20 protein-coding genes are annotated in these 22,072 nt (G+C 71.4%); 7 read left to right on the forward strand and 13 right to left on the reverse strand.

Features of this window, described 5'->3' with window-relative positions; genetic code table 11:
* Nucleotides 1-16: 16 nt before the first annotated feature.
* Both tgmA and ABZT93_RS10995 read right to left on the reverse strand, forming a co-directional pair.
* Nucleotides 17-208: a putative ATP-grasp-modified RiPP gene (tgmA, locus tag ABZT93_RS10990; protein WP_031037338.1), complete on the reverse strand. Its 192-nt coding sequence runs from the start codon at nt 206-208 to the stop codon at nt 17-19.
* Between the two features lie 132 nt (nt 209-340).
* A complete protein-coding gene (locus ABZT93_RS10995; RefSeq protein ID WP_356102018.1) occupies nt 341-658 on the reverse strand; it encodes a YkvA family protein in 318 nt (105 codons plus the stop codon).
* 213 nt (nt 659-871) lie between these two features.
* Between ABZT93_RS10995 and ABZT93_RS11000 the strand changes: the two genes are divergently transcribed.
* Nucleotides 872-1,918, forward strand: a complete 1,047-nt coding sequence (locus ABZT93_RS11000) for a hypothetical protein (RefSeq protein WP_356102021.1) — start codon at nt 872-874, stop codon at nt 1,916-1,918.
* 14 nt (nt 1,919-1,932) lie between these two features.
* On the opposite strand, the gene ABZT93_RS11005 is transcribed toward ABZT93_RS11000, so the two are convergent.
* From ABZT93_RS11005 to ABZT93_RS11015, 3 genes are read right to left on the reverse strand one after another with little or no spacing between them, the layout of a single operon-like run.
* The gene (locus ABZT93_RS11005) at nt 1,933-4,047 is read right to left on the reverse strand and encodes a xanthine dehydrogenase family protein molybdopterin-binding subunit (RefSeq protein WP_356102024.1); all 2,115 of its coding nucleotides are present in this window, start codon (nt 4,045-4,047) and stop codon (nt 1,933-1,935) included.
* Nucleotides 4,048-4,056: 9 nt separating this feature from the next.
* Nucleotides 4,057-5,049 (reverse strand): xanthine dehydrogenase family protein subunit M, encoded by a 993-nt coding sequence (locus tag ABZT93_RS11010; protein WP_356102026.1) that lies wholly within the window; start codon nt 5,047-5,049, stop codon nt 4,057-4,059.
* On the reverse strand, nt 5,046-5,585 hold the full coding sequence (locus tag ABZT93_RS11015; protein WP_356102029.1) for a 2Fe-2S iron-sulfur cluster-binding protein: 540 nt from the start codon (nt 5,583-5,585) through the stop codon (nt 5,046-5,048). Before ABZT93_RS11015 ends, ABZT93_RS11010 begins: the two co-directional genes overlap by 4 nt.
* Before the next feature lie 108 nt (nt 5,586-5,693).
* Between ABZT93_RS11015 and ABZT93_RS11020 the strand changes: the two genes are divergently transcribed.
* Together ABZT93_RS11020 and ABZT93_RS11025 are read left to right on the forward strand one after the other, a co-directional pair.
* Nucleotides 5,694-5,900 carry a maleylpyruvate isomerase N-terminal domain-containing protein gene (locus tag ABZT93_RS11020; RefSeq protein WP_356102031.1) on the forward strand — a complete coding sequence of 69 codons (207 nt, stop codon included), beginning with the start codon at nt 5,694-5,696 and terminating at the stop codon, nt 5,898-5,900.
* A gap of 67 nt (nt 5,901-5,967) precedes the next feature.
* Nucleotides 5,968-6,351 carry a hypothetical protein gene (locus ABZT93_RS11025; protein WP_356102034.1) on the forward strand — a complete coding sequence of 128 codons (384 nt, stop codon included), beginning with the start codon at nt 5,968-5,970 and terminating at the stop codon, nt 6,349-6,351.
* Here ABZT93_RS11025 and ABZT93_RS11030 read toward each other — a convergent pair.
* Nucleotides 6,344-7,456 carry a hypothetical protein gene (locus tag ABZT93_RS11030; protein WP_356102037.1) on the reverse strand — a complete coding sequence of 371 codons (1,113 nt, stop codon included), beginning with the start codon at nt 7,454-7,456 and terminating at the stop codon, nt 6,344-6,346. The two genes, ABZT93_RS11025 and ABZT93_RS11030, sit on opposite strands and share 8 nt — an antisense overlap.
* A gap of 352 nt (nt 7,457-7,808) precedes the next feature.
* On the opposite strand from ABZT93_RS11030, the gene ABZT93_RS11035 reads away from it, so the two are divergent.
* Both ABZT93_RS11035 and ABZT93_RS11040 read left to right on the forward strand, forming a co-directional pair.
* Nucleotides 7,809-8,177 carry a PadR family transcriptional regulator gene (locus ABZT93_RS11035; protein ID WP_356102230.1) on the forward strand — a complete coding sequence of 123 codons (369 nt, stop codon included), beginning with the start codon at nt 7,809-7,811 and terminating at the stop codon, nt 8,175-8,177.
* Nucleotides 8,174-9,178 carry a hypothetical protein gene (locus ABZT93_RS11040; protein ID WP_356102040.1) on the forward strand — a complete coding sequence of 335 codons (1,005 nt, stop codon included), beginning with the start codon at nt 8,174-8,176 and terminating at the stop codon, nt 9,176-9,178. The genes ABZT93_RS11035 and ABZT93_RS11040 overlap by 4 nt, the downstream gene beginning before the upstream one ends.
* Here the strand turns inward: ABZT93_RS11040 and ABZT93_RS11045 are convergent.
* The 3 genes from ABZT93_RS11045 to ABZT93_RS11055 all read right to left on the reverse strand — a co-directional run bounded on the left by ABZT93_RS11045 (nt 9,162) and on the right by ABZT93_RS11055 (nt 12,656).
* A complete protein-coding gene (locus ABZT93_RS11045; RefSeq protein ID WP_356102042.1) occupies nt 9,162-9,653 on the reverse strand; it encodes a lamin tail domain-containing protein in 492 nt (163 codons plus the stop codon). The two genes, ABZT93_RS11040 and ABZT93_RS11045, sit on opposite strands and share 17 nt — an antisense overlap.
* Before the next feature lie 104 nt (nt 9,654-9,757).
* Nucleotides 9,758-11,134 carry a glycoside hydrolase family 43 protein gene (locus ABZT93_RS11050; protein ID WP_356102045.1) on the reverse strand — a complete coding sequence of 459 codons (1,377 nt, stop codon included), beginning with the start codon at nt 11,132-11,134 and terminating at the stop codon, nt 9,758-9,760.
* A gap of 181 nt (nt 11,135-11,315) precedes the next feature.
* Nucleotides 11,316-12,656, reverse strand: a complete 1,341-nt coding sequence (locus ABZT93_RS11055) for a jacalin-like lectin (RefSeq protein ID WP_356102048.1) — start codon at nt 12,654-12,656, stop codon at nt 11,316-11,318.
* A 285-nt stretch (nt 12,657-12,941) separates the two neighbouring features.
* Between ABZT93_RS11055 and ABZT93_RS11060 the strand changes: the two genes are divergently transcribed.
* The gene (locus tag ABZT93_RS11060; protein WP_356102050.1) at nt 12,942-13,847 is read left to right on the forward strand and encodes a peptidoglycan-binding domain-containing protein; all 906 of its coding nucleotides are present in this window, start codon (nt 12,942-12,944) and stop codon (nt 13,845-13,847) included.
* Nucleotides 13,848-13,857: 10 nt separating this feature from the next.
* Here ABZT93_RS11060 and ABZT93_RS11065 read toward each other — a convergent pair whose 3' ends face one another.
* Entirely contained in the window at nt 13,858-15,243 is a 1,386-nt protein-coding gene (locus tag ABZT93_RS11065; RefSeq protein ID WP_356102233.1) for a hypothetical protein, read from the reverse strand.
* Nucleotides 15,244-15,399: 156 nt separating this feature from the next.
* Here ABZT93_RS11065 and ABZT93_RS11070 point away from each other — a divergent pair, with 156 nt between their 5' ends.
* Nucleotides 15,400-16,377: an ABC transporter substrate-binding protein gene (locus ABZT93_RS11070; RefSeq protein WP_356102053.1), complete on the forward strand. Its 978-nt coding sequence runs from the start codon at nt 15,400-15,402 to the stop codon at nt 16,375-16,377.
* Nucleotides 16,378-16,413: 36 nt separating this feature from the next.
* Here ABZT93_RS11070 and ABZT93_RS11075 read toward each other — a convergent pair whose 3' ends face one another.
* The 3 genes from ABZT93_RS11075 to ABZT93_RS11085 all read right to left on the reverse strand — a co-directional run bounded on the left by ABZT93_RS11075 (nt 16,414) and on the right by ABZT93_RS11085 (nt 22,046).
* Entirely contained in the window at nt 16,414-17,607 is a 1,194-nt protein-coding gene (locus ABZT93_RS11075) for an NAD(P)/FAD-dependent oxidoreductase (protein WP_356102056.1), read from the reverse strand.
* Nucleotides 17,608-17,752: 145 nt separating this feature from the next.
* Nucleotides 17,753-19,117: an FAD-dependent oxidoreductase gene (locus tag ABZT93_RS11080; RefSeq protein ID WP_356102059.1), complete on the reverse strand. Its 1,365-nt coding sequence runs from the start codon at nt 19,115-19,117 to the stop codon at nt 17,753-17,755.
* Between the two features lie 142 nt (nt 19,118-19,259).
* Nucleotides 19,260-22,046, reverse strand: a complete 2,787-nt coding sequence (locus tag ABZT93_RS11085) for a SpoIIE family protein phosphatase (RefSeq protein ID WP_356102061.1) — start codon at nt 22,044-22,046, stop codon at nt 19,260-19,262.
* Nucleotides 22,047-22,072: the final 26 nt, after the last annotated feature.

Here is a 22,072-nt window from a genome sequence, read left to right on the forward strand (position 1 = left end):
CGGTCGTCGGCCGTGTTCAGTCGTCGAAGTGAGTCTTGGAGCCCGCGGTGCTCGTGGTGGTCCCCAGTTCCCTCATCAGCGCGTGGTCGCGGGCCGCGACCCGGCCGTCCATGAGCACGTTCAACTGCAGCCCGGAGTCGTAGACGTACGGAGTGGTCGCCTCCAACGTCGCTGCCGGACGTGCGTAGTTGAGCGCGAACGGTTGCATCGTCTCTCCCTCGCCGTTACTGCCTCTCGCAGACGGCCGTCACCCCACGACGCCGTCAGGTCAGCCGACTTCCTTCGGCTTCCAGAGACTTATACGAATCGAACGAGTGATTGGTTTCCTTACACTGCGTAATCACGGTCGGCGGGACGTCTCCCGGTCCCGTCCGTCGAGCCGCAGCGCCGCCCGGTCGGCGGCGGAGCCGCGCAGGGTGCGCAGGGCGAGCAGCAGGACACCGATGTCGTCGAGGTACACCGGGTCGGGCACCAGATCGGTGGGCAGCACGAAGTACAACAGGGCGCCCCAGAAGACCCAGCGGGGCCCGGTGGGCAGTCCCGCCCGTCGCAGACCGCGCCGGGTTCTCACGAGCCGTACCAGCAGTCCGACGGCCACCGCCAGCGCCAGCGCCGCGAGTACCACGGCGACGACGATCAGTGCTGTGGTCGAATCCACGGGCCGACCTCCTCCTCAGGGCGCCGAACGGCGCGCTGTCTGACGGATTCCCGCATCCGGCTCCGCTATGGCTCACCGAAGGGCCGCACTCACACCCGTGGCTCATCCGAGTGGCACGCCGTCGGGTACCCGCTTACGAATGGGTCATCTCTATCTCGCGGTCGCACGACGGGGGCGCGTAGGAGCGACCGCACTCTTTGTCTGGAGCAGAGCATGACCACCGGCCCGACAGCAGCTCACCCGAACGAACCCGCCATACCGATGGACCGGTCGTACGGCGATCCCGTCGGCGACCTGGTGCGTGCCGCCGTGGCCGATCGTCCCCTGGAGGACGTCGTCCACCTGATCACACTGCTGGAACAGTCACCCGAGTACGCGCTGGCCACGGTCGCGGCCCTGCGTGCGGTCGGCGTGGACCGGTCCGTGGAGGACGTCACCCGGCTCGTGTCCCTGCTGACCCGGCCGCCACGGGACGCGGACAGCGCCGACGAGGCGATCCGGGCCGCCGCCGAGTCCCGTCCGATAGAGGACGTGACCCGTCTGGTAGCCCTGTTGAACCGGTCCGAACTGCAACCTCACTGCGCGCAGGAGGCGGTGCGCGCGGCAGCGACCGGCAGACCCGTGGAGGAACTCGTCGAGCTCATCGGCCGCCTGGCGACGGAACCGCCCCCGCAGCCGTCGTACGAGGCGCACGAGCCCCCGTACGACGAGGAGTGGCGGCCCGGAGCGGAGATGCCGGGGACGGGCGTCTTCCCGGCCCCGCCCGCCCATCCGCCCGCGTCGGGGCGGACCCGGTGGGTACCGGCCTGGCCCAGCAGGATCGCCGCCCTGGCCCTGATGGTCTGCGGTGCCCTGTGCTTCCCGGCAGACCGGGACGGGGCGCCCGTGCAGGTGTACGGGTTCGCGCTGGGGGTGTCGCTCCTGTGTGTCCTGCTCGCCCTGCTGATGATCCGGCCGGTCCTTCCGGTCCTGGCCCTCGCGGTCGTCGTGCCGGCCGGGGTGGCCGCGGGCCAACTGCTCGACGGACGGTTCCGCTCGGCCGGGCTCGCCTGGGCCCTGGAACTTCCGCTGGCGCCGGCCTGGCTCACGGGGACGGTGGCCGTGTGCGCGTCACTGGCCGCACTGACCGCCCTCGTGGTGCAGCTCGCGTCGCCACCCCCGCTGGAACGCGTGCTGGCGGAACGGCGGACGGCGGAGGCCATCCGCGCGGCGGCCGACGCCCCGGTGGCGCCCCGGCCGACGCACTCCCCGGGGACCTGAGAACCTCTCGAAGCCTAGGAACCGCCCCTCGCACGGAGGCCGCTCAGCACGCGGTCCGGTGTGAGGGGCAGCTCGCGCATGCGCACGCCGGTGGCGTGGAAGACGGCGTTGCCGATCGCCGCCGCGGAACCCACGATGCCGATCTCGCCGATGCCCTTGCTGCCCATGGGGTTGAGGTGGGAGTCGTCCTCGTCGATCCAGTGCGCCTCGATGTCGGGCACGTCGGCGTGTGTGGGCACGTGGTACGCGGCCAGGTCGGACTCGGTGAAGTCGCCGAACGCGGCGTCCATCGTGCTGCCCTCGGTCAGGGCCATACCGAGCCCCATGGTCATGCCGCCGACGAACTGGGAGCGCGCGGTACGGGAGTTGAGGATGTGCCCGGCGGCGTACACCCCCAGCAGCCTTCGGACCCGGGTCTCGCCGGTGACCGTGTCGACGGCGACCTCCGCGAAGTGGGCGCCGAAGGCGTGCCGGGCGAAGGGGCTGTCGGCGTCCGCCCGGCCGGCGGTGTCGGCACGAACCTCGATCCCCTCCGCGGGCAGCGGCTCCTCGGCCAGGCGCTCCGCGAGCCGGGTGCACGCCTCGTGCACCGCCCAGCCCCAGGACGCGGTGCCCGACGAGCCGCCGGCCAGTGACGCGGCGGGCAGGTCGCTGCTGCCCACCTCGGTCCGCACGCGGGCGACGGGCACGGCGAGCGCGCCCGCGGCGATCTGCGCGAGCACGGTCCGGGCGCCCGTGCCGATGTCGGTGGCGTTGATCCGCACGAGGAAGGTCCCGTCGGCCTGCGCCCGTGCCGCCGCCGTGGACGGATGCACCAGAACGGGATACGTGGCGGCCGCCACCCCCGACCCCACCAGCAGCGGGCCCTCGGCGCGGGAGCGCGGCCGTGGGTCCCGCTCGGCCCAGCGAAAGCGCCGGGCGCCCTCGCGCAGACACTCGATCAGGTGCCTGCTGCTGAAGGGCTTGCCGCTGTCGGGCTCGGTGCCCGGTTCGTTGACGATCCTCAACTCCACCGGATCCATGCCGAGTCCGGTGGCCAGTTCGTCCATGGCCGACTCCAGGGCGTACATGCCGGGAGCCTCGCCGGGGGCCCGCATCCAGGACGGGCTGGGCACGTCGAGGGGCACAACGCGGTGCGCCGTACGGGAGTCGGGGGCGGCGTACATCACCCGTGCGGGTACGGCGGCCTGCTCCACGAACTCCTTGATCCGCGAGGTGTGGGTGGTGACTTCGTGGATCAGGGACGTGAGCCGTCCGTCGGGGTGGGCTCCAAGACGCAGTCGGTGCAGGGTGGGGGCCCGGTGTCCGACGACGGCGGGCATGAAGCGGCGGGGAAGCGCCAGGGTGACCGGCCGTCCGGTGTGCAAGGCCGCCATGGCGGCGAGCACCACGTCCGGGCGGGGGGTGCCCTTGGACCCGAAACCGCCGCCCACGTGCTCGGCGTGCACGGTGACGTGTTCCTCCGGGAGCCCGAACAGGCCGGCCAGGGTGGCGCGTACGAGCGTGGAGCCCTGTGTGGAGTTGTGCACCGTGAGCCGGCCGTCGTGCCATTCGGCCGTCGTCGCGTGCGGTTCCATCGGGTGGTTGTGCAGCGGCGGCACCCGGTAGTCGGCGTCGATCCGGACCGGGGCGGACGCGAACGCGCCCTCGGGGTCGCCGTGTTCGCGGGTCCCGGGGTATCCGTCGTTGGCCTGCTCGGGAGCGTACGCGTCCGGGTGCGTGGCGGTGAGGGTGACGTCGTGGTCCTCCACGGCGTAGTCGACATGCACTGCGGCGGCACCGGCGCGGGCGGCCTCCAGGGTCTCGCCCACCACCAGGGCGACGAACCAACCTCGGTGCGGGACACGGGAGTCGCGCAGGACGGCGAGTGTGGGGTCGTCCGGCTCGGACAGTTTCGGCGCGTTCTGGTGGGTGAGCACGGCCAGGACCCCGGGCACCTCCAGGGCGGCCGCGGTGTCGATGCCGGTGATCCGGCCCCGCGCGATCGAGGCGGGCACGGGCCAGGCGTGCGCGCGGCCGGGACGGGGCTGTTCGGCGGCGTAACGGGCGGTGCCGGTGACCTTCTCCCGGCCTTCGCGGCGCTCGACGGGAGAGCCCAGGGCGGTCGCGGCCCGGGTGGTGGCGTCCATGCGTCCTCCTCAGGTCCTGGCGGTCGCGGTGAGCCGGGTCAGGACGTCCAGGGCGAGCGAGCGCGCCAGGGGGAGCTTGTAGGCGTTGTCCCGCAACGGCTCGGCGGCGGAGAGCTCCAGGTCGACCGCGTGCTCGAACGCGGCCGCCGTGGGCGCGGCGCCCACCAGCGCCTGCTCGGCCCGCCGCGCCCGCCACGGCCGGTGCGCCAGCGCGCCGAAGGCGATCCCGGCGTGGTCGACCACCCCGTCCGTCACCCGCACCACGGCGGCCACCGAGGCGAGGGCGAAGGCGTACGACGCCCGGTCCCTGGCCTTGCGATAGGCGGACGGCAGCCCGGCCGGGGCCGCAGGCAGCAGCACTCCGGTGATGAGCTCGCCGGGGAGGATCTCGGTGTCCCGCTCCGGATGGTCCCCCGGCAGGCGGTGGAAGTCGGCCACGGAAACGCTTCGGGCGCCCTCGGTGCCGTACAGCTCGACGCGGGCGTCCAGCGCGGCGAGCGCGACGGCCATGTCCGAGGGGTGGGTGGCGATGCAGTGCGGGGAGTGCCCGAGCACCGCGTGGTCCCGGTGCACGCCCTCGCGTGCGCCGCAACCGCTGCCCGGCGCCCGCTTGTTGCAGGGTTTGGAGACGTCCTGGAAGTAGGGGCAGCGGGTGCGCTGGAGCAGGTTGCCGCCCGTGGTGGCCGCGTTGCGCAGCTGGCCCGAGGCGCCCGCGAGCAGGGCCTGGGAGAGCGCGGGGTAGTGGGCTCGGACGGACGGATGGGCCGCCAGGTCGCTGTTGCGGACCGTCGCGCCGACCCGCAGTGAGCCGTCCGGGAGCTCCTCGACCTCGTCCAGGGGGAGCCGGCTGACGTCGACGAGCACGTCCGGCCGTTCCACGCCGAGCTTCATCAGGTCGACCAGGTTGGTGCCGCCGCCGAGGTAGTGGGCGCCGGGCCGGGCGGCGAAGACTTCCGCCGCCTCCTCGGGGCTGGTGGCCCGTACGTAGTCGAAGGTCTTCACCGGATCACGTCCTCGACCGCGTCGACGATGCGTGGATAGGCGCCGCAGCGGCACAGGTTGCCGTTGAGCCGCTCGCGGATCTCGTCCCGGTCCAGCGGTACGGGACGGCCGGCCGGCGTCTCGCCGGTGACGCGCGAGGGGTGGCCCGCCGCGGCCTCGTCGAGCATGCCGAGCGCGGAGCAGAGCTGGCCGGGGGTGCAGTAGCCGCACTGGAAGGCGTCGCGGTCGAGGAAGGCCTGCTGCAGGGGATGCAGTTTCTCCCCGTCGCCGCCGAGACCCTCGACGGTGCGGACCTCGCTGCCGTCCAGGGCGACCGCGAGCAGCAGACAGCTGTTGACCCGGCGCCCGTCCACCAGGACCGTGCAGGCCCCGCACTGCCCGTGGTCGCAGCCCTTCCTGGCACCCCACAGGTCCAGGTCCTCGCGCAGCAAGTCGAGCAGGACGCGTCGGTGGTCCACGAGCAGGGTGTGGGGTTTGCCGTTGACCGTGAGTGTCGTCTCCGAGCAGATGGCGCTGTCGCTGTTCTCGCCGCTCATGACGGTGACCTTCCGGACGGACCGAGGCGCTGTCCCCTTCGCGTATCCACAGTGGGCCCCCCGACACCTCCTGTCACCCCGGGAAGGAGCCCCGCCCAGGCCGACGCCATGAACGCCGACGTCCTGCGCGCCGCCTACGAGGCCTTCGCGGCCGTCGTACGCCCTCTCGGGGACGAGGAGTCCTGGCGGCCCACCGGCTGCGTGGGCTGGGCCGTGCGCGACCTGGTCTTCCACTGTGCCGGTGACGCCCAGCGGGCCCTGGTCGCCCTGCACACGCCCGCTGCGGAGCCGGCCGACCGGGACACGGTGACCTAGGCGGGACTGGACGCCGGACCCCGTCCGCGCGGCGAACGGCCGGCGCTAGAACCGGGTGAGCGCCGGCATGCTCCTCGACTTCCGCCAGCTGCGCGAGCTGTACCTGGAGACCGCCGCGGCCACCGTGAACGCCGTCGCGGACACCGCGTCGGAGCTGCCGGTCTCCACTCAGGGCCATGTGCTGACGGCCGGGGACCTCATGCTCACGCTCGCCGTGGAGGCCACCGTCCACCACCTCCACCTCGTCGTCGACCTGCCGGAGGCCGCGGGACCGTCCTCGGCGGGCCTGGCCGCGGTGCGAGCCACCCTGGACGGGCTCCTCGGGCGGCCCGTTCCGCTCGACTGGAGCGACGAGCACTACGCCCGCGCCGCCACCGGACGCACGCCGCTCACGGACGCCGAACGCCTTGCGCTCGGCGCGGACGCGGACCGTTTCCCGCTCTTCAGCTGATCTGCCGGTCCGGGTCCTCGTCGCGGGTCGCGGGCCGCAGAGTACCCTTCCAGCGCCCGAACGTCTTCGAGAGCTGCTGCAACGGCGAGGCGGCCTCCGGGTCCGCCCGGGGCTCCGGTGCCGGGGCGTTCTCGCGGTAGATCGCCAGCGCCTCGTTCGCCCGTTCGGCGGCCTCCCGGTACAGGTCCCGGGACTTCGTCATGGCCTCCAGCGCGTCGGCGTACATCGTCACGAGAGCGCGCTCGCGTTCGAGTTCCTCCCGCAGAGTCAGCAGCTGCCACTGCTCCCGCAGAGCGGTCACGGCCGCCTCGCCGCCCTCCGGCAGCGGCTTGGGCATCGCGGCGTAGCGCGTCACCGTCGCGAGCAGCTCGGTGGGCTCCGAGCCGTCGAGGAAGACACTGCGTACGGAGAAGTCCTGGCCGTCGTACCCGGGCGGCACCGGCGTCCCGGGCAGCACCACGGCTCCGCCGCGCGGCACCTCCACGCCGAACTCCTTCACGGCCCAGTTCAGAACCCGCAGCTGGTGGGGCTGGGCCCGGTGCTCGACGACCCGGTGGCGCAGGCTCGGCGGCAGCATGTCCGCCAGCGGGCGGCGGCCCCGCTGGTCGGTGGTCATGGCCTCGTGGACGACGACATGCACGGCCCAACTGCCGCGTACGGCCTGTCGGAGCACCCGCCGTACGTCCTTGTCCTCCTCGGGCAGCACGCTCAGGTCCCTGAGCCGCAACCCCGTGGCGGCGTCACGGTCCCAGAAGACGTCCTCGCTGTCGGGCCAGAACATGGTCGCGGGAGACGGCCACCGCAGATCCCACGGCTGCTCCGCCTCGGCCGCCAGCACCCACTCCTGTCCGCCGCTGGACACGGCGGCGAGCGAGAGCCGGGCCCGGACGGTCACCTCGTCGGCGACCCGCCAGCGGGCCTCGAAGATCCGCTCCGGGGCGTCCTCGGTGTCGGACGGCTCCTGGAAGTCGTCGAGGGTCGCGCTCTCCTTCAGTAGCTCCAGGTTTCGGCGCAGGACGTCGGCCGCGTCGGATCCGAGATGGCGGCCGCGGGCCAGCCAGACGGTGGAAGGTGCGGTGGGGTCTGCCGTGGGAGTGCTTGACATGGGTCCATCTGTGAGAAGGAGTGGTGCGTGCCAGGGCCAAGTATCGTCGCCCCCGGCCCGTGCGGACCAGGCGGGGTCCGGCAGGCGGACCCGCCCGGCGTGCGGCGCCCGCCGGTCCGGGACCTTCCCGGAGACCTGCCCGGCGCACACGGGGCGCACACGTTCCGCACAGAGCAACCGCGGTTCACTCGTGCCCGGTTCGCGGCCCGGCACGCCAAAATGACCTCTCGAACAGGGCCCGCCCACCATCCGCATTGGGGCGGGCCCTGTTCGCCGTTCCTGCCCGATCATGCGTTTCGGCTGGCTGAATATATCGGGAGCCGATATATTCGTGTTCATGGCACCGAGGAACATGACACAGGCGGCGTTCTTCGTTCTGACCGCCCTCGCCGACCAGCCGCGGCACGGCTACGGCATTCTGCGCGAGGTCGAGGAACTCTCCGAGGGCGCCGTGCAGATGCGCGTCGGCACCCTCTACGGCGTACTGGACCGGCTCACCGCCGACGCACTGATCGTGCTGGACCGCGAGGAGGTGCAGCAGGGCCGGCTCCGGCGCTACTACCGCCTCACCGACGAGGGCACCGCGGCGCTGGACGCCGAGGCGGAGCGGCTGGCCGCCGGAGCGAGCGCGGCGAAGAAGCGGATCGCCGAGGGGCGTCGGGGCCCCGGAATCACCGACGTGCCCGCCACCGGGCCCGGACTCGCCGGAGGTCTGGCATGACGACCCTGCTGGAGACGCGCTACCGCGCCGTGCTGCGCCTGCTGCCCGCCTACTACCGGCGCGAGCGCGAGGAGGAGATGGTCGAGACCTACCTCTGGGACGTCGACCAGGAGACCCAGGACCAGAGCCGGCCCACCCTCGGCGAGGTGGCGAGCATCGTCGCCCTGGCCGTGCGCAGCAGGCTCGGCGCGGGCGGCGCACCCCGCCGGTACGCCGTGCTCGGCTCGGCCGTCCGGCTCTTCGCGCTCTTCACCGTCCTGCTTCAGGCGGCGTCCGCCGTGGTCGACCGGGTCCTGGGGCTGACCTGGGCGTCGACCCGTGGCGGGAGCCAATGGGACCTGTTCACGGACGGCTTCACCGGCCACGGGATGTGGGCCGGTGCCGACGCGGTCGCCCAGTGGTTCCTGCCGCTGCTGTGGACGGTCTCCTACTTCGCCCTGCTGCGCGACCGTCGCCGTCTCGCGCAGGTCTCCGCGCTCGTCGCGGCCGTGCCGACCCTCTGGCCGCTGGTCGATCTGTGGGCCCGTGACTTCGCGCCCTCGGACTCCGCCTATGTCGTGGCGGTCGCCGTGCTGGCCTGGTCGTCGGCGCTGGCACTGTGCGCGGCCCACCACCGCGACGCGCCCCCGGCGGCTCTGCCCGCGGGCGCGCCCGGCCTGGTCTTCGCCGCCTGCTGTGTGCTGATGGGCGGCTCCGTCGTGGCACTGCCCGGCGGGGTCGACACCGTCTGGGCGCTCGTCACGTGCTACCTGGTGACGGCCCTCGTCTGGCTGCTGTACCGCGCCCGGAGCGAGGACCGCCTCCCTGCCGCGGAGGCCGCCGCCCTCGCGGCTGTGGGTCTGCTCCTCCTGGCGGTCCGGATCACCGCGGTCTATCCGTGGCTCGACGTCCTGCCCGGGGCGCTGCGCGTCGGTGTCCTGACCCAGGCGGCGGCTCTGGTCGCGCTGACCGCCGCGCTGACCGTCGTGAGCGGACGCGGTCTGCTCAGCCGTGGTACGTGATGTACCCGTTGCCGTCCCGGTCGTCGGCGCTCTTGGTGTACGCGTGGGTGTCGGCGTGCGCGCCCGAGGACTTGTAGAGGTAGATCGTGTCCTTGTCGTTGTTCCAGATGAAGTTGCAGTTGTTGCGGTAGACGACATTGCTCGCGTCGGAGTCGGTGCCGTGGCCGCCGCGCAGCTTCACGTAGTCGCCCGGCTGGAGCGTGTGGTTCTTCGTGAACGTGAACTTGTTGCCGGTGGCGTCCTTGACGACGTACCCCTTGAGGTTCACCGTCGCGGTCCTCGAGTAGTTCTTGATCGTCAGGTACTCCTCGTCGGTGTTGCCGGTGGCGCAGCTGTTGGAGTCCCGGCCCGGCGCGTCGTACTGGACGCCCTTGATCTTCAGCGCCGACGAGTACTCGGCGGCGTGTGCCGGGACCGCGGCCAGCACGGTCAGCGCGCTCGCGGCCGTGACAACGGCTATGTGTCCTCTGCGCATGGAAAAGCCCCCCTGTGAAGGTCTGGTGAAGAAGACCTGGAGCGTATGCAAACGCGGAGCGTCAGGGGGGCTTTTCGGTTGAATCAGTAACCGACTCGGAATGATCAGTAACCGACTCGGAACGTGGCGTCCTGCTTCTCCGTGGTCGTGGCGACCGGGTCGATGCGCAGGACGTAGTCGGAGTGCCGGATGTAGCGCGTGGGGTTGTTGTAGGAGCGGAACGAGGCCCAGCTCGCGTCCGCGAGGCCCGCCGTGCGGTAGAAGGTCGCGTCACCGGCGAAGGTCGACGTGCCGTCGTTGACGTCCAGTCGGAGCTGGTAGTTGTAGTGCCGCAGATAGCGGTCGGGGTAGTTGACCGACCGGAAGGACACACCGGAGCTGTCGGCGAGACCCGGCACGAGGGTCCACAGGGAGTCCTTGTACGGCTCGACCGGGTACTCGTCGATGCGGCCCACGTAGTCGGAGTGGCGCACGTAACGGGCCGGGTAGTTGTAGGACTTGAGCCGGTTCCAGGCGGGCGCGCCCCACTTCGCGAGCAGGTTGTTGTACTCGGCCGTGGTGATCGTGGCGATGCCGCAGTGCTTGGAGTTGACCGGCTGGGTGTACGTCTTCTGGTCCAGGGCGGTCCAGGTGCCGGACGCGGGGCTGCTGGACTGCCAGGCGTAGAAGACGCCGTTGGGGGTGTAGGTGTCGCCCCACAGCCACCAGGTGCCGGAGGTGAGGGACTTGACCACGGTGGGGGCCTCGGTGCCGCCGTGGGCCACACCCGCGCTGTACTCGGTGAAGCTGCCCGGATTCAGGGTGGTGGATCTGGCGCTCACCAGGGTCTGGTTCTTCTTGAAGAAGAGGTAGTTGTAGCCGTTCACCCCCACCGCCATGTCACCGTCGATGACGTCGTAGCCGGGGTCGAAGAACACCTGCGGGGCCGAGGCGGTGACGAAGTCGCTGGTGTAGTTGACCATGATCACGTTGTGGCCGCTGGAGTTGACCGAGGAGTAGATGACCGCGTACTGGCCCCGGCCCGCGTCCCAGAACGCCTCGGGCGCCCAGCTGTGGGTGGACATGTCGTGCAGCTTCAGGCGCCGGTAGCCGGTGAAGGTGCGCAGGTCGGTGGAGTCCCAGACGTGGATGTACTGGCTGTTGTAGTTCCAGTCGGTGCCCTTGAGGTCGGTGGCGAGGACCACGAAGGTGCCGTCCTGCTTGCGCATCAGGAACGGGTCGCGCAGGCCGAGGGCGCCGGCGGTGGGGGTGACCAGGGGGTTGTTCTGGTTGAGCGGCGTCCAGTTGAGCCCGTCGGGGCTCACGGCCAGGTGGAGGCCGTAGTCGGTGCCGTCGCCGAGGTTGGTCGACTCGGTGAAGTAGACCATCGCGTACGCCGAGTCGGCGGCCTGCGCGGTGCCGGCGCCGAGCGTCAGGGCGAGCGGCACGGCGGCCGTCAGGCCCAGGAGGCCACGACGGGACAGGTGGGGGTTTGCGCTCATCTTGCTCTCCAAGGTGGCGTGCGGGGGCACTGTGGGGCAGCGCAATTGATCGGTATTTCGAACGGAGTTCGGGAAATCGATCAGAAAGTAGGGCCTGGCCATGGGCGCGTCAATCGTCCTGTCACGCTTTTGTGATTCCTGTGCAACCCGGGGCGCTCGGGAGCGCCCCGGGGCAGGTGGGTCAGCGCTGGGTGTAGATGAAGCCGACCTTGTCGACCTCGTCGCCGCCGCGGCCGTGGAATCCGGCGATCTGCCGACCGGTCGGGGCGGTGCGGGTCACGCAGTCGGAGGTGGTGGTGCCGCCGGCCAGCGTGCGGCCGAGGTTGGTCGTGAACTTGGCGTAGAAGATCCGCGTGTGGCCGCTGTACTCGCCCTGGCAGAGCTGGGCCGTGGTCACGTACTCCCCGCTGCCCAGGGTCAGCGAGGACGCGGTGCCGCCGGTGCCGCCGTGGGTGAGCGTGGTGCCGTTCGCCAGGGTGAGGCTCAGCTGGTCGACGCGGGAGCCGCTGCGCAGCCCGATGGTGGTGGCGCCGGCGCCGGCGGGGACACTGGTGATGTCGTTGTAGTAGTCGCCGTGCGGCCCGCCGAACTGGTCGCTGAGCTGGTACGCGGAGTTGCGCGACCAGGTGAAGCCGACCGTGATCGGGTCGTGGTCGGAGAGCATCAGATTGTCGCTGGTGAGGAACTTGGCGTGCTCGTTGTTGTACGACGTGGCGTTCAGCGAGACCAGTTTGCTGCTGCGGTAGAGGACCTTGTCGACGACCTCGCAGGTGTTGGGCACGGTGGTGCCGCTCTGGTCGCAGACCAGGGCGTCGCTCCCCTTGGCGGGCGGGGTGCCGCCGCGGATCAGCTGGACCCAGGGGTCGGCCAGGCCGTTGGCCGCGGCGAACTCGGCGATGGTGTCGCCGGAGCGGGTGTAGCGGGTGTTGGTGTCGCCCATGACCACGACCGCGTTGCCTGCGGAGTGGGTCTTGATGAAGGCCGTGAGCTGGTTGAGGTTGTCCGCGCGGGAGGCGAGGTCCCCGTCGTTGGTGCCCGCGTTGGTGTGCAGGTTGTAGAAGTCGACGTACACGCCCTCGGCGAGGCGCTCGCGCATGAAGGTGAAGCCCTTGGGAGTCAGGCAGTCACCCGAGTCCACCTGGCACGAGTTCCAGTGCACCCGCTCGAAGTCGTCCGTGTCGTAGGGGATCTTGGACAGGGTGTTCAGGCCGCTGCCGATGCCGGCGCCGCCGCTGGTGGGGGTGCGGTAGGCGTGGTTCGTGTCGGCCGCGTAGAGGTAGGCGTGGTAGTTGAAGTCCTCCTCCACGTGGACGATGTCGTACGGCGCGATCCGCTGGCCGATCGTCGTGGTGCTCGACTCGCGGGGCGTCGACGCGCTGGAGATGGCCGAGGGCAGGCCGGCCACGTTGTAGCTGAGGACGCTGAAGGTGCCCGAGTCGGCTGCCGTGGCGGACGGGGCGGCCGCGGTGAGCCCGCCGAGGACGGCGGTGGTCGTCGCCAGGGCGGCGAGGAGTCTGCGCATGGGGAGTGTCTCCTGAGGGAGTGGCGCGGGTGAAGGGGCGGGGCGGGACAGAAGTTACCGCTGGTTACCCCTTGTTGTCGCGGTCCTGAGCGCTCCCCGGCCGTCAAGTCCCCTGCGCCTGACCGGGTGTTGGGACCCCGGGCCCGTCGCCGTTCATCTCTCTTTCACCCGAGGTGGCTCAATCTCGGCCCCGCGGACGCCGTGGCTCCAGATCGATAAGGCTTGTGGAATTTCTGCACGGCATATCTGTCTACGATATGAAGATCGTAGGGAGAGGGAACGCGCGTGAGTGAACCACCAGTCCTCGTCTGCCCGGAGTGCGGGGCGCCCAGGGCGGCGGACGGCACTCCCTCCTGCACCTGCGCGCACCGCGCCTCGGAGGCCCACCTGGAGTCCCGTACGGCAGAGGCGGCGGCCGCGGAGGACTTCGACCCGGTGCGGATCCGGCCCTTCGTGGAGGTCGGCGAGGAACCGGCGGACCCCGCGGGGGAGCCTGAACGGGTGGGCCTCGCAGGGGACTTGAGCGAGGTCCCCGTGGCCGGGGCGGACGCCGGACATGCACCCCTCGGCGAGCCGCCCGTGGAGCTCCCGGCCGACGCTGCACCGTCCGGTCGCACGCGGCGGACGATGGTCCTCGCCGGGGCGGGAGCGGTCGTCGCCGTCCTGGTCGCCGGCGGATTCGCCGGCGGGCTCTTCACCTACGACGGACCTTCACGGGACGGTTCCGTGGCCGGCGGTGTACGCGCGGGCATCCCGGAGGCGCCGCCGTCGTCGAGCGGCCCGTCCGTCACGGCTACCTCCCCTACGGCGACCTCGACGCGGTCGTCCGCACCGCCCTCCCCCTCGCCGAGCGCGCAGTCCAGCGACAGCGCCTCCCCGACGGGCACCGCCACCCCGAGCCAGGCGCCGTCGAGCGCCGCCGCCACCGCCACGGTGGCCCCTCGTCCGACGGTGTCGAACGGTCAGCCTCCCGTGCTCGCCCTCGGTGACCGGGGGCCCGAGGTCGTCGAACTCCAGCTCCGGCTCCGGCAGGTCGGTATGTACGACGGGGAGGCCGACGGCGACTTCGACCCGCAGGTCCAGAGTGCCGTGCGCAGCTACCAGGTGACCCGCTTCGTCCTTCAGGACGAGTCCGGCGTCTACGGCAAGGCGACGCGCGCCTCGCTCGAGTCCGAGACCTCGGAGCCGTGACGGCGCAGGTTCATTTCCGGTGCCCGTCGGAAGGGTGGGCCCGGTCGTAGGGGCGGGGGTAACCGGTCGGGGAGTAGGGGAGATAGCGGGCCGGGGACGTCGGATCGGCCTCGGTGGCACGGGAGTTGAGCGCGGCGGGATCACTTCCCGCCCAGTGGCCGCTCGTGATCCGGTCCTCCAGGGCGTGCAGGGCGGCGATCTGCTCACCGGGGCTGAACGTGCAGTGGCCCGCGTTGTCGACATATCGCTGCCGTAGCAGTGCGGCCGAGCCCGCCGCCGTGGCGGCCCGACGGTAGGCGCTCTCGGACTGCACCGGGATCAGCGCGTCGCCGGTGGTGTGGATGTTCAGTTGGGGCTTGGTGAGGCGCCCGGTGAAGGAGCTCGTACGGCTCATCCAGTCGACGGCGTTCCTGTCGGCGCGGGTGCGGGGGGCCTTGTCGAGGGCGTTGAGATCGGACCTCAGGGAGAGGCCGGCCTTCGCGTACAACTCCTCGACCTCCTTGAGGTAGGGGGAGTTGCGCAGCATCGCGTGGTAGTCGACTCCGGTGTTCCATGACATGTTGCCGCCCGCCCGGGACTCGGCCTCCTGACGCCAGACGAACGCGGGGAACTTCACCAGTCCGACGACGGCCTGGTACTGATTCGACTCCTGCGCGTCCCGGTCGGTGGGCGTGGGCCGGGGCTGTGAGGGGGCGTTCCAGCCGGGGATGTTGTGCAGGGCCGCGGCGAGCGCGATGCGGGCCCGGCCGTCGGCGGTCCGCTGGGCCCCGGCGAGAACGGCCGTCATGGCGTCGGAGGCCTGGGTCGCGGCGGCCGGGCTCTGCAGCCCGGTCAACGGGATGCCGGAGCCGGGTGCGAGGAGCGTCTTCAGCGCGAAGACCGGGTCCAGCGTGCTGTTCCAGTTGGCGACACCGCCCTGGACCAGCCCGCACATCGACAGCGAACCGGCGAGGCGGGAGGCGTGGCGCTCCGCGAGAGCGGTGGTGACGAGGCCGCCGTAGGACGTGCCCCAGGCGATGGTCCGTCCGGCGTGCCCGAAGCGGGCGGTGAAGGTGTCGAGGGTGGCGAGCTGGTCGGGTACGGCCTCGGTGACGGCCCAGCCGGTCGTGGCGTACGAGGACCCGATCAGCGCGTAACCCTGCTTCAGGAGCAGGGACTTGGTGGTGTCGTCAGGGGCGTTGCGGGCCGGGTTGGGGACGCCGGGCGGTGTGTAGCCGTGGCTGTAGAGGAGGACCGTGCCGTTCCAGTCGGCCGGTACGTCCATGAGGTAGGCCGCGCCGGACTGCAGCCGGCCCTCGACATGGACGTCCTCGGCGGCCTGGGCGGCCGGTGTGAAGGGGGCGGCGAGCAGCAGCGCGGCGACGGTGACGAGCGTACGGGTGCGGATGCGGTGCATCACGAGACGTGGGCTCCTTGGGCGCAGTCCGTTTTTTCCTGCGGTCGGGGGGACTGACACCGGCGAAAGTAGGCGTGTACATTGCGGGCGTCAATGATGTGCACAACATCAGTGGACGGGTCGTGAGGCGATCTGCCGCCTCGTCAGGAGGGCCCCATGCAAAGGCGCGTGCTCGGACTTGCCGTTGCGGTGGTGACCCTCGCGGGCGCCGCCGGGTGCGGGTCGTCGGACTCCGGGAGCGGCGGCACGTCGTCCGCGAGCGGAGGAAAGAAGACGCAGGTCACGGTCGGTGTCATCCCCATCGTCGACGTGGCGCCCCTCTACCTCGGGCAGAAGAAGGGGTTCTTCGCCCGGCGGGGGATCGAGCTGAGGATGGTGACCGCGCAGGGCGGCGCGGCGATCATCCCCGGAGTGGTGAGCGGTCAGTTCCAGTTCGGCTTCAGCAACACCACCTCCCTGATGCTCGCTCAGACCAAGGGCGTCCCCGTGAAGTCCGTGGTCAACGGGGCTGCTTCCAACGGCAAGGTGGGGGCCGACGTCACCGGCGTCCTAGTGAAGAAGGACAGCCCGGTGAAGTCCGCGAAGGACCTCGCCGGACGCTCGGTCGCCGTGAACACCCTCCAGAACATCGGGGACACCACGGTCCGCGAGTCGGTGCGCGAGGACGGTGGCGACCCGGCGAAGGTGAAGTTCGTGGAGATCCCCTTCGACCAGATGCCGGCCGCGCTGGACGGCGGTCGTGTGGATGCCGCGTGGATGGGCGAGCCGGCCCAGACGGTCGCCAAGGCGCAGGGCGCCCGGGTCGTCGCCTCGCCCTTCGCCGAGACCGACCCGAAGCTCACCGTCGCGACCTGGTTCACCTCGACGAAGATCGCGCAGCAGAACCCGGAGCTGGTGAAGAAGTTCACTGAGGCCATGACCGAGTCACTGGAGTACGCCACCGGCCACCCGGACGAGGCCCGGCAGATCCTCACCGCCTACACCAAGATCAGCGGCGATGTGCTGGCCAAGCTCATCCTCCCGAGCTGGCCGACCCAGGTCGACACGGCCTCGCTGGAGAAGCTCGCCGCCCTCGGTGAGGAGGACGGCATCTTCGGCGGGAAGAAGCCGGACATCCAGGCGCTGTTCTCCTGACGGGGTCGGTTCAGGGGCGCGGGTTCGGGCCGGCTGTCACGAAGGCGTGGCGGATCGGGAAGCCGCCGGGCTTTTCTTCTGGAGGGGATGCCGCTCGGTCCAGAGGTCCGTGCGCCACTCCAGGAGCCGGGCGAGGTCCTCGTCGGAGGGGCGGGAGGCGGCCGTGGGGGTGTGGGTGCCCCGGGAGATGTTGCCGCTGACGGTGATGTTGTGCTCCACGCGAGGGCGGCGGAGCGTCTCGTAGAGGGCGAGCGCGGCGTCCGTATCCGGGGCGTCCCGCAGGGATTTGGCGAGGACGACCGCGTCCTCCAGCGCCATCGACGCACCCTGGCCGGTCGCTGGGGAGGCCGCGTGGGCGGCATCCCCGATGAGCAGGGTCCGTCCGGAGCGCCACGGGGTGCCGGTGGGGATCTCGGTGGCGTTGGTGACCATGAGGTCGTCGCTAGTGGCCGCGACCAGGTCCGCGGCCGGCGTGGGCTCCCCCCGCAACAGCGGCAGCAACAGGTCCCGCCAGTGCTCGGGGGTGCCCTGCGCCAACTCCTCGGCGGTCAGCGGGTCGCCGCTCACCCGGGCGAACCAGTACGCCTCCCCGTCGGGCGACACCGCATAGCCGAAGGCGGCCCCGCTACCGCGGACCATGGTGATGCACGCGTCCGGTCCGGGGTCGGACGCGGCGCGCGTGTAGCCGTAGAAGACGTGCTGGCCGGCGTGGAACGGCTGCGTCCCGGGTGAGATCGACCGGCGTACGGTGGAGTTCAGGCCGTCGGCGCCGATCAGCAGGTCGCCGGTCTCGGTGGTGCCGTCGGAGAAGCGCGCGGTGACCCCGTCGGGACCGTCCTCGACGGAGGCGAGCCGGACGCCGTGCCGGACGGGGATGCCCCGGCGCCGGGCCTCCGCCTGGAGCGCGGTGTTGAGGTCGCCGCGGCGCAGGCACCGGTAGTGGAGGAGTGGGTCGGAGGTCTCGCCCATGGGCGTGTGCGCCAGCTCGGTGCCCGTGCCGTCCATGACCCGGAGTGAGGTCAGCGGGAAGCCGATCGCCGTGACCGCCGCGGAGGCGTCCAACTGGGCCAGGGCGCGCATGCCGTTGCTCGCCAGGGTGAGGAACGCGCCGATGTCCTCGGCCGAGTCGGGATGGGCCTCGTGCACGACGGCCTCGAAGCCCGCCTTGTGCAGCGCCAGAGCCGCCGCCGTACCGGCGATACCGCCGCCGATGACGAGTACGCGTGCCACACCCACCCCGTTCGTCCCGCGTGCGCCCGCACGGTCGTGCGGACACGGTGAGGAACGACCGGACGGCGGCGAGGGTTCCGTGAACAGCACGACGCCGGTCGTGCCCGCCCCGAAAGGCAGCGGCACGACCGGCGTCGCGTGTGGATCAGGCGCCGCTCTCGCGCAGCATGTCCTCGCGCTCGACGAGCTTCACACGCTCGCGGCCCTGGGGCTCGCCCAGTGCCTTCTCGGCGGCGTCCAACTTGTACCAGCCCTCCCAGGTGGTGAAGCGGACGTCGCGCTCGGCGAGGAACGCGTCCACGGCCTCCGGCTCGGGTGAACCGGGGGTCTGGAGGCGGCCGCCCGCGAAGTCGTCCAGCAGGTTCGACACCGTCTCGTTGGCGTCGCCCTTGGTGTGGCCGATGAGGCCGACCGGGCCGCGCCGGATCCAGCCGGTGACGTACGTCGACTGAAGGTGCTCGCCGCTCTCCTGTATGACCCGGCCGCCCTGGTCGGGGACCGTGCCCGAGTCGATGTCCCAGGGCAGCTTGGGGAGTTTGTCGGAGAGGTAACCGACCGCGCGGTAGACCGCGGTGACGTCCCAGTCCTTGAACTCGCCGGTGCCCTTGACGTTGCCGGTGCCGTCCAGCGCGGTGCGCTCGGTGCGCAGGCCCACGACCTTGCCGTCCTCGCCGAGGATCTCGGTGGGCGACTCGAAGAAGTGCAGGAACAGTTTGTGCGGGCGGTCGCCGACATCGCGGATCGCCCAGTTCTCCAGGGTCTTGGCGACCATGTCGGCCTGCTTGTTGCCGCGCCGGGTCTCGATCGAGCCCTCGTCGTAGTCGATGTCCTCGGGGTCGACGATGACCTCGATGTTGGGGGAGTGGTCCAGCTCGCGCAGCTCCATCGGGGAGAACTTCGCCTGCGCCGGGCCACGGCGGCCGAAGACGTGGACCTCCAGCGCCTTGTTGGCCTTAAGGCCCTCGTGGACGTTCGGCGGGATCTCAGTCGGGAGCAGCTCGTCGGCCGTCTTGGCGAGGATGCGCGCCACGTCCAGCGCGACGTTGCCGACACCGAGCACGGCGACCTTCTCGGCCTCCAGCGGCCAGGTGCGTGGCACGTCCGGGTGGCCGTCGTACCAGGAGACGAAGTCGGCGGCGCCGTACGAGCCGTCGAGCTCGATGCCCGGTATGCGCAGCTCGCGGTCGGCCGTCGCGCCCGTGGAGAAGATCACGGCGTCGTAGAAGGCGCGCAGGTCGTCCAGGCTGATGTCGGTCGGGTAGTCGACGTTGCCGAAGAGACGGATCTGCGGCTTGTCGAGCACCTGGTGCAGGGCCGTGATGATGCCCTTGATCCGGGGGTGGTCCGGAGCCACGCCGTAGCGGATCAGTCCGAACGGGGCCGGCATCCGCTCGAAGAGGTCGATGGAGACACCGGGTTCGGCGGCCACATCTGACTTGAGCAGCGCGTCGGCGGCGTAGATCCCGGCGGGGCCGGCTCCGACGATGGCTACCCGCAGGGGGCGGGGCATGATCAGGTTCCCTTCGAGCGGTGACAGATCAACTCGGGGGAAGCCTAAGCTAAGGCAAGCCTAAGTCGGTACGTGGGTCCATTCTATGAGCTCATAAGATCACCTTATGAGTGACGAAAGGCCCCAAATCCCGCAAAACGGGTCATGGGAGCGGCTGTTCCGCCCAGATGACCTTGCCCTCCGGGGTGTACCGGGTGCCCCAGCGCTCGCTGAGCTGGGCGACGAGGAACAGTCCACGGCCGCCCTCGTCGGTCATGGCCGCGTACCGCAGATGCGGTGAGGTGCTGCTGGCGTCGAACACCTCGCAGATCAGGGTGCGGTCGAACAGCATGCGGACGTGGATGGAGTCGCCCCCGTAACGGATCGCGTTGGTGACGAGCTCGCTCAGGATCAGCTCCGTGGTGAACGCGAGGTCGTCCAGGTCCCAGCGGGCGAGCTGCCGGGACACCGCCGCCCGCACGTCGGAGACGGCCGCCGGGTCGGCGGGGACCTGCCACTCGGCGATCCGGTCGGCGGCCAGCGCCCGGGTGCGGGCCACGATCAGGGCGATGTCGTCGGTGGCCCGGGACGGCGGCCGCGCGTCCAGTACGGCCCGGCAGGTGTCCTCGGGCGAGGGTCCCGCCTGCCCCAGGGCGGTGCGGAGCAACTCCAGACCCACGTCGATGTCGCGCTCGCGGTCCTCCACGAGCCCGTCCGTGTAGAGCACCAGACGGCTGCCCTCGGCGAGTTCCAGGTCCGCCGTCTCGAACGGCAGCCCGCCGAGGCCGAGCGGCGGACCGGCGGGCACGTCGGGGTACTCCACGCTGCCGTCGGGGTGGATGAGGGCGGGCGGCGGATGGCCGGCGCGGGCGATCGTGCACAGCCGGGCGACCGGGTCGTAGACGGCGTACAGGCAGGTCGCACCCGTGACGGGGGCGTTGCCGCTCTCCTCCGCCTCGTCCTGGTCGATCCTGGCCACCAACTCGTCGAGCAGCCCGAGCAGTTCATCAGGGGGCAGATCGAGCGCGGAGAAGTTGTGCACCGCCGTGCGCAGCCTGCCCATCGTGGCCGCGGCGTGCAGACCGTGGCCCACGACGTCGCCCACCACGAGCGCGACCCGCGCCCCGGACAGCGGCAGTACGTCGAACCAGTCGCCGCCCACCCCGGCCTGCGCGGGCAGGTACTTGTAGGCGATGTCCAGGGCGTCCTGCTCGGGCAGCCGGCGCGGTAGCAGACTGCGCTGGAGCGTCACCGCCATGGTGTGCTCGCGGGTGTAGCGGCGGGCGTTGTCGATGGAGACCGCGGCCCGGGTGACGAGCTCCTCGGCGAGGGTGACCTCTTCGGTGTCGAAGGGCTGCGGCTTGTCCGAGCGCCAGAAGCTGACGGTCCCGAGGACGAGATTGCCGGCCCGCAGCGGGACGGCGATCAACGAGTGGATGCCGTACTCGATGACCTGGGCGGAGCGCTCCCTGTCCTGCGCCCGCCACCCGGTGGCCTCGGCGAGACGCGCCTCCAGGACGGCCCGGCCGCTGCTGATGCCACGCGCCTGGGGAGCGGAGTCGAGCAGGGGGATGCGTTCGCCGACCTTGTGCAGCGGGGCGTCCTCACGGATGCCGCTGAGCGCGACGCGGCGCACGGTGGTCGCCGCCTCCGGCTGGCCCCCGCTGAGCACCGCGTCGAAGAGGTCGACGGTGGCGAAGTCCGCGAACCTCGGTACGGCGAGCTCGGCCAGCTCCTCGGCGGTGCGTGTCACGTCCAGGCTCGTGCCGATGCCCACCGTGGCGTCGTACAGCATGTCGAGGCGCTCGCGGGCCACCTCGGCGCGCCCGGACAGGGCCCGCAGTTCGGTCGAGTCGCGCAGGGTGGCGACGCTGCCCGGCGGGCCGCCCTGGATGTCGGTGGGCCGCTGGTTGACCGCGAGCAGGCGGTCCTTGACCCGGTGCACCTCGTCGGTGGCGACCCGCCCGGAGGCCAGCAGCCCGGCGGTGTCGGCGGGCAGCGCGAGGTCGAGGACGTGCCGGCCCTCGGCATCGGCGGGCAGGTCGAGCAGGCGGTGGGCCTCGTCGTTGGCGAGCAGCAGCCGGCCCTCGCCGCTGACGATCAGCACCCCCTCGCGCACGGCGTGCAGGACCGCGTCGTGGTGCTCGTACATGCGGGTCATCTCGTGCGGGCCCAGGCCGTGTGTCTGGCGCAGCAGCCGTCTGCTGACCAGCGCCGTGCCCCCCATGGCGAGGGCCAGTCCCACGGCGGCGGCCGTCAGGAGCAGCGGCAGCTGCTGGTCGGCGGTGCCGCCCACCTTGGCGGTGGTGATTCCGGCCGACACCAGGCCCACGACCTTGCCGTCCGACTTGATCGGGACGACGGCCTGCACGAGCGGTCCGATGGTGCCCGTGATGTCCTCGGTCACTACGCGTCCGGCCAGTGCGGGGGCGATGTTCCCGACGAACTTCTTGCCGATGCGGTCCGGCTTGGGGTGCGTGTACCGGATGCCGTCGGTGTCCATGACGACGATGAAGTCCACGTCGGTCGCCCGGCGGGCGGCCTCGGCGCGCGGCTGGAGCACCGCCGAGGGATCGGGACTGTTGAGGGCCTCCACGGTGCCGGGGGCGTTGGCGAAGGCCTGGGCGACGGCCACCGAACGGTTGCGGGCCTCGATGGTGCTGTCGTGCCGCACCTGGAGCACCAGGGCCACCACCGCGGCCACGACCAGCAGCAGGACGATCACGACCTGGAGCACGAACACCTGTCCGGCCACACTGCGTCCGCCGACCACTGCCCGCAGGGCTCCCGGCCGTCGCGTCCGGGCTCCGTCGCGCTCCGCCCGCGTGGGCGAACTGCCTCTCAACGGGCCCTCGTGCCGGTCGTGAGCGTGGTCGGGTGTCTGCGGTGGGCGGGAACCGCCGGGGCGACGGGCCGACCCGCCCCCGGAGCGGCCCAGGAGTCGGACCATGTGCCCATGTCTACACTGCCGCGCCC

Source organism: Streptomyces sp. NPDC005303, assembly GCF_040607335.1.
GTDB lineage: Bacteria > Actinomycetota > Actinomycetes > Streptomycetales > Streptomycetaceae > Streptomyces.

Excerpts from the sequence above, each read along its gene's own strand:
- ABZT93_RS11070 (WP_356102053.1), top strand. The coding sequence starts at position 15,400 with ATGCAAAGGCGCGTGCTCGGACTTGCCGTTGCGGTGGTGACCCTCGCG.
- ABZT93_RS11080 (WP_356102059.1), bottom strand. The coding sequence starts at position 19,117 with ATGCCCCGCCCCCTGCGGGTAGCCATCGTCGGAGCCGGCCCCGCCGGG.
- ABZT93_RS11065 (WP_356102233.1), bottom strand. The coding sequence starts at position 15,243 with ATGCACCGCATCCGCACCCGTACGCTCGTCACCGTCGCCGCGCTGCTG.
- ABZT93_RS11045 (WP_356102042.1), bottom strand. The coding sequence starts at position 9,653 with ATGCGCAGAGGACACATAGCCGTTGTCACGGCCGCGAGCGCGCTGACC.
- ABZT93_RS11015 (WP_356102029.1), bottom strand. The coding sequence starts at position 5,585 with ATGAGCGGCGAGAACAGCGACAGCGCCATCTGCTCGGAGACGACACTC.
- ABZT93_RS11020 (WP_356102031.1), top strand. The coding sequence starts at position 5,694 with ATGAACGCCGACGTCCTGCGCGCCGCCTACGAGGCCTTCGCGGCCGTC.
- ABZT93_RS11025 (WP_356102034.1), top strand. The coding sequence starts at position 5,968 with ATGCTCCTCGACTTCCGCCAGCTGCGCGAGCTGTACCTGGAGACCGCC.
- tgmA (WP_031037338.1), bottom strand. The coding sequence starts at position 208 with ATGCAACCGTTCGCGCTCAACTACGCACGTCCGGCAGCGACGTTGGAG.
- ABZT93_RS11055 (WP_356102048.1), bottom strand. The coding sequence starts at position 12,656 with ATGCGCAGACTCCTCGCCGCCCTGGCGACGACCACCGCCGTCCTCGGC.
- ABZT93_RS11085 (WP_356102061.1), bottom strand. The coding sequence starts at position 22,046 with ATGGTCCGACTCCTGGGCCGCTCCGGGGGCGGGTCGGCCCGTCGCCCC.
- ABZT93_RS11030 (WP_356102037.1), bottom strand. The coding sequence starts at position 7,456 with ATGTCAAGCACTCCCACGGCAGACCCCACCGCACCTTCCACCGTCTGG.
- ABZT93_RS11000 (WP_356102021.1), top strand. The coding sequence starts at position 872 with ATGACCACCGGCCCGACAGCAGCTCACCCGAACGAACCCGCCATACCG.
- ABZT93_RS11050 (WP_356102045.1), bottom strand. The coding sequence starts at position 11,134 with ATGAGCGCAAACCCCCACCTGTCCCGTCGTGGCCTCCTGGGCCTGACG.
- ABZT93_RS11005 (WP_356102024.1), bottom strand. The coding sequence starts at position 4,047 with ATGGACGCCACCACCCGGGCCGCGACCGCCCTGGGCTCTCCCGTCGAG.
- ABZT93_RS11035 (WP_356102230.1), top strand. The coding sequence starts at position 7,809 with ATGACACAGGCGGCGTTCTTCGTTCTGACCGCCCTCGCCGACCAGCCG.
- ABZT93_RS11040 (WP_356102040.1), top strand. The coding sequence starts at position 8,174 with ATGACGACCCTGCTGGAGACGCGCTACCGCGCCGTGCTGCGCCTGCTG.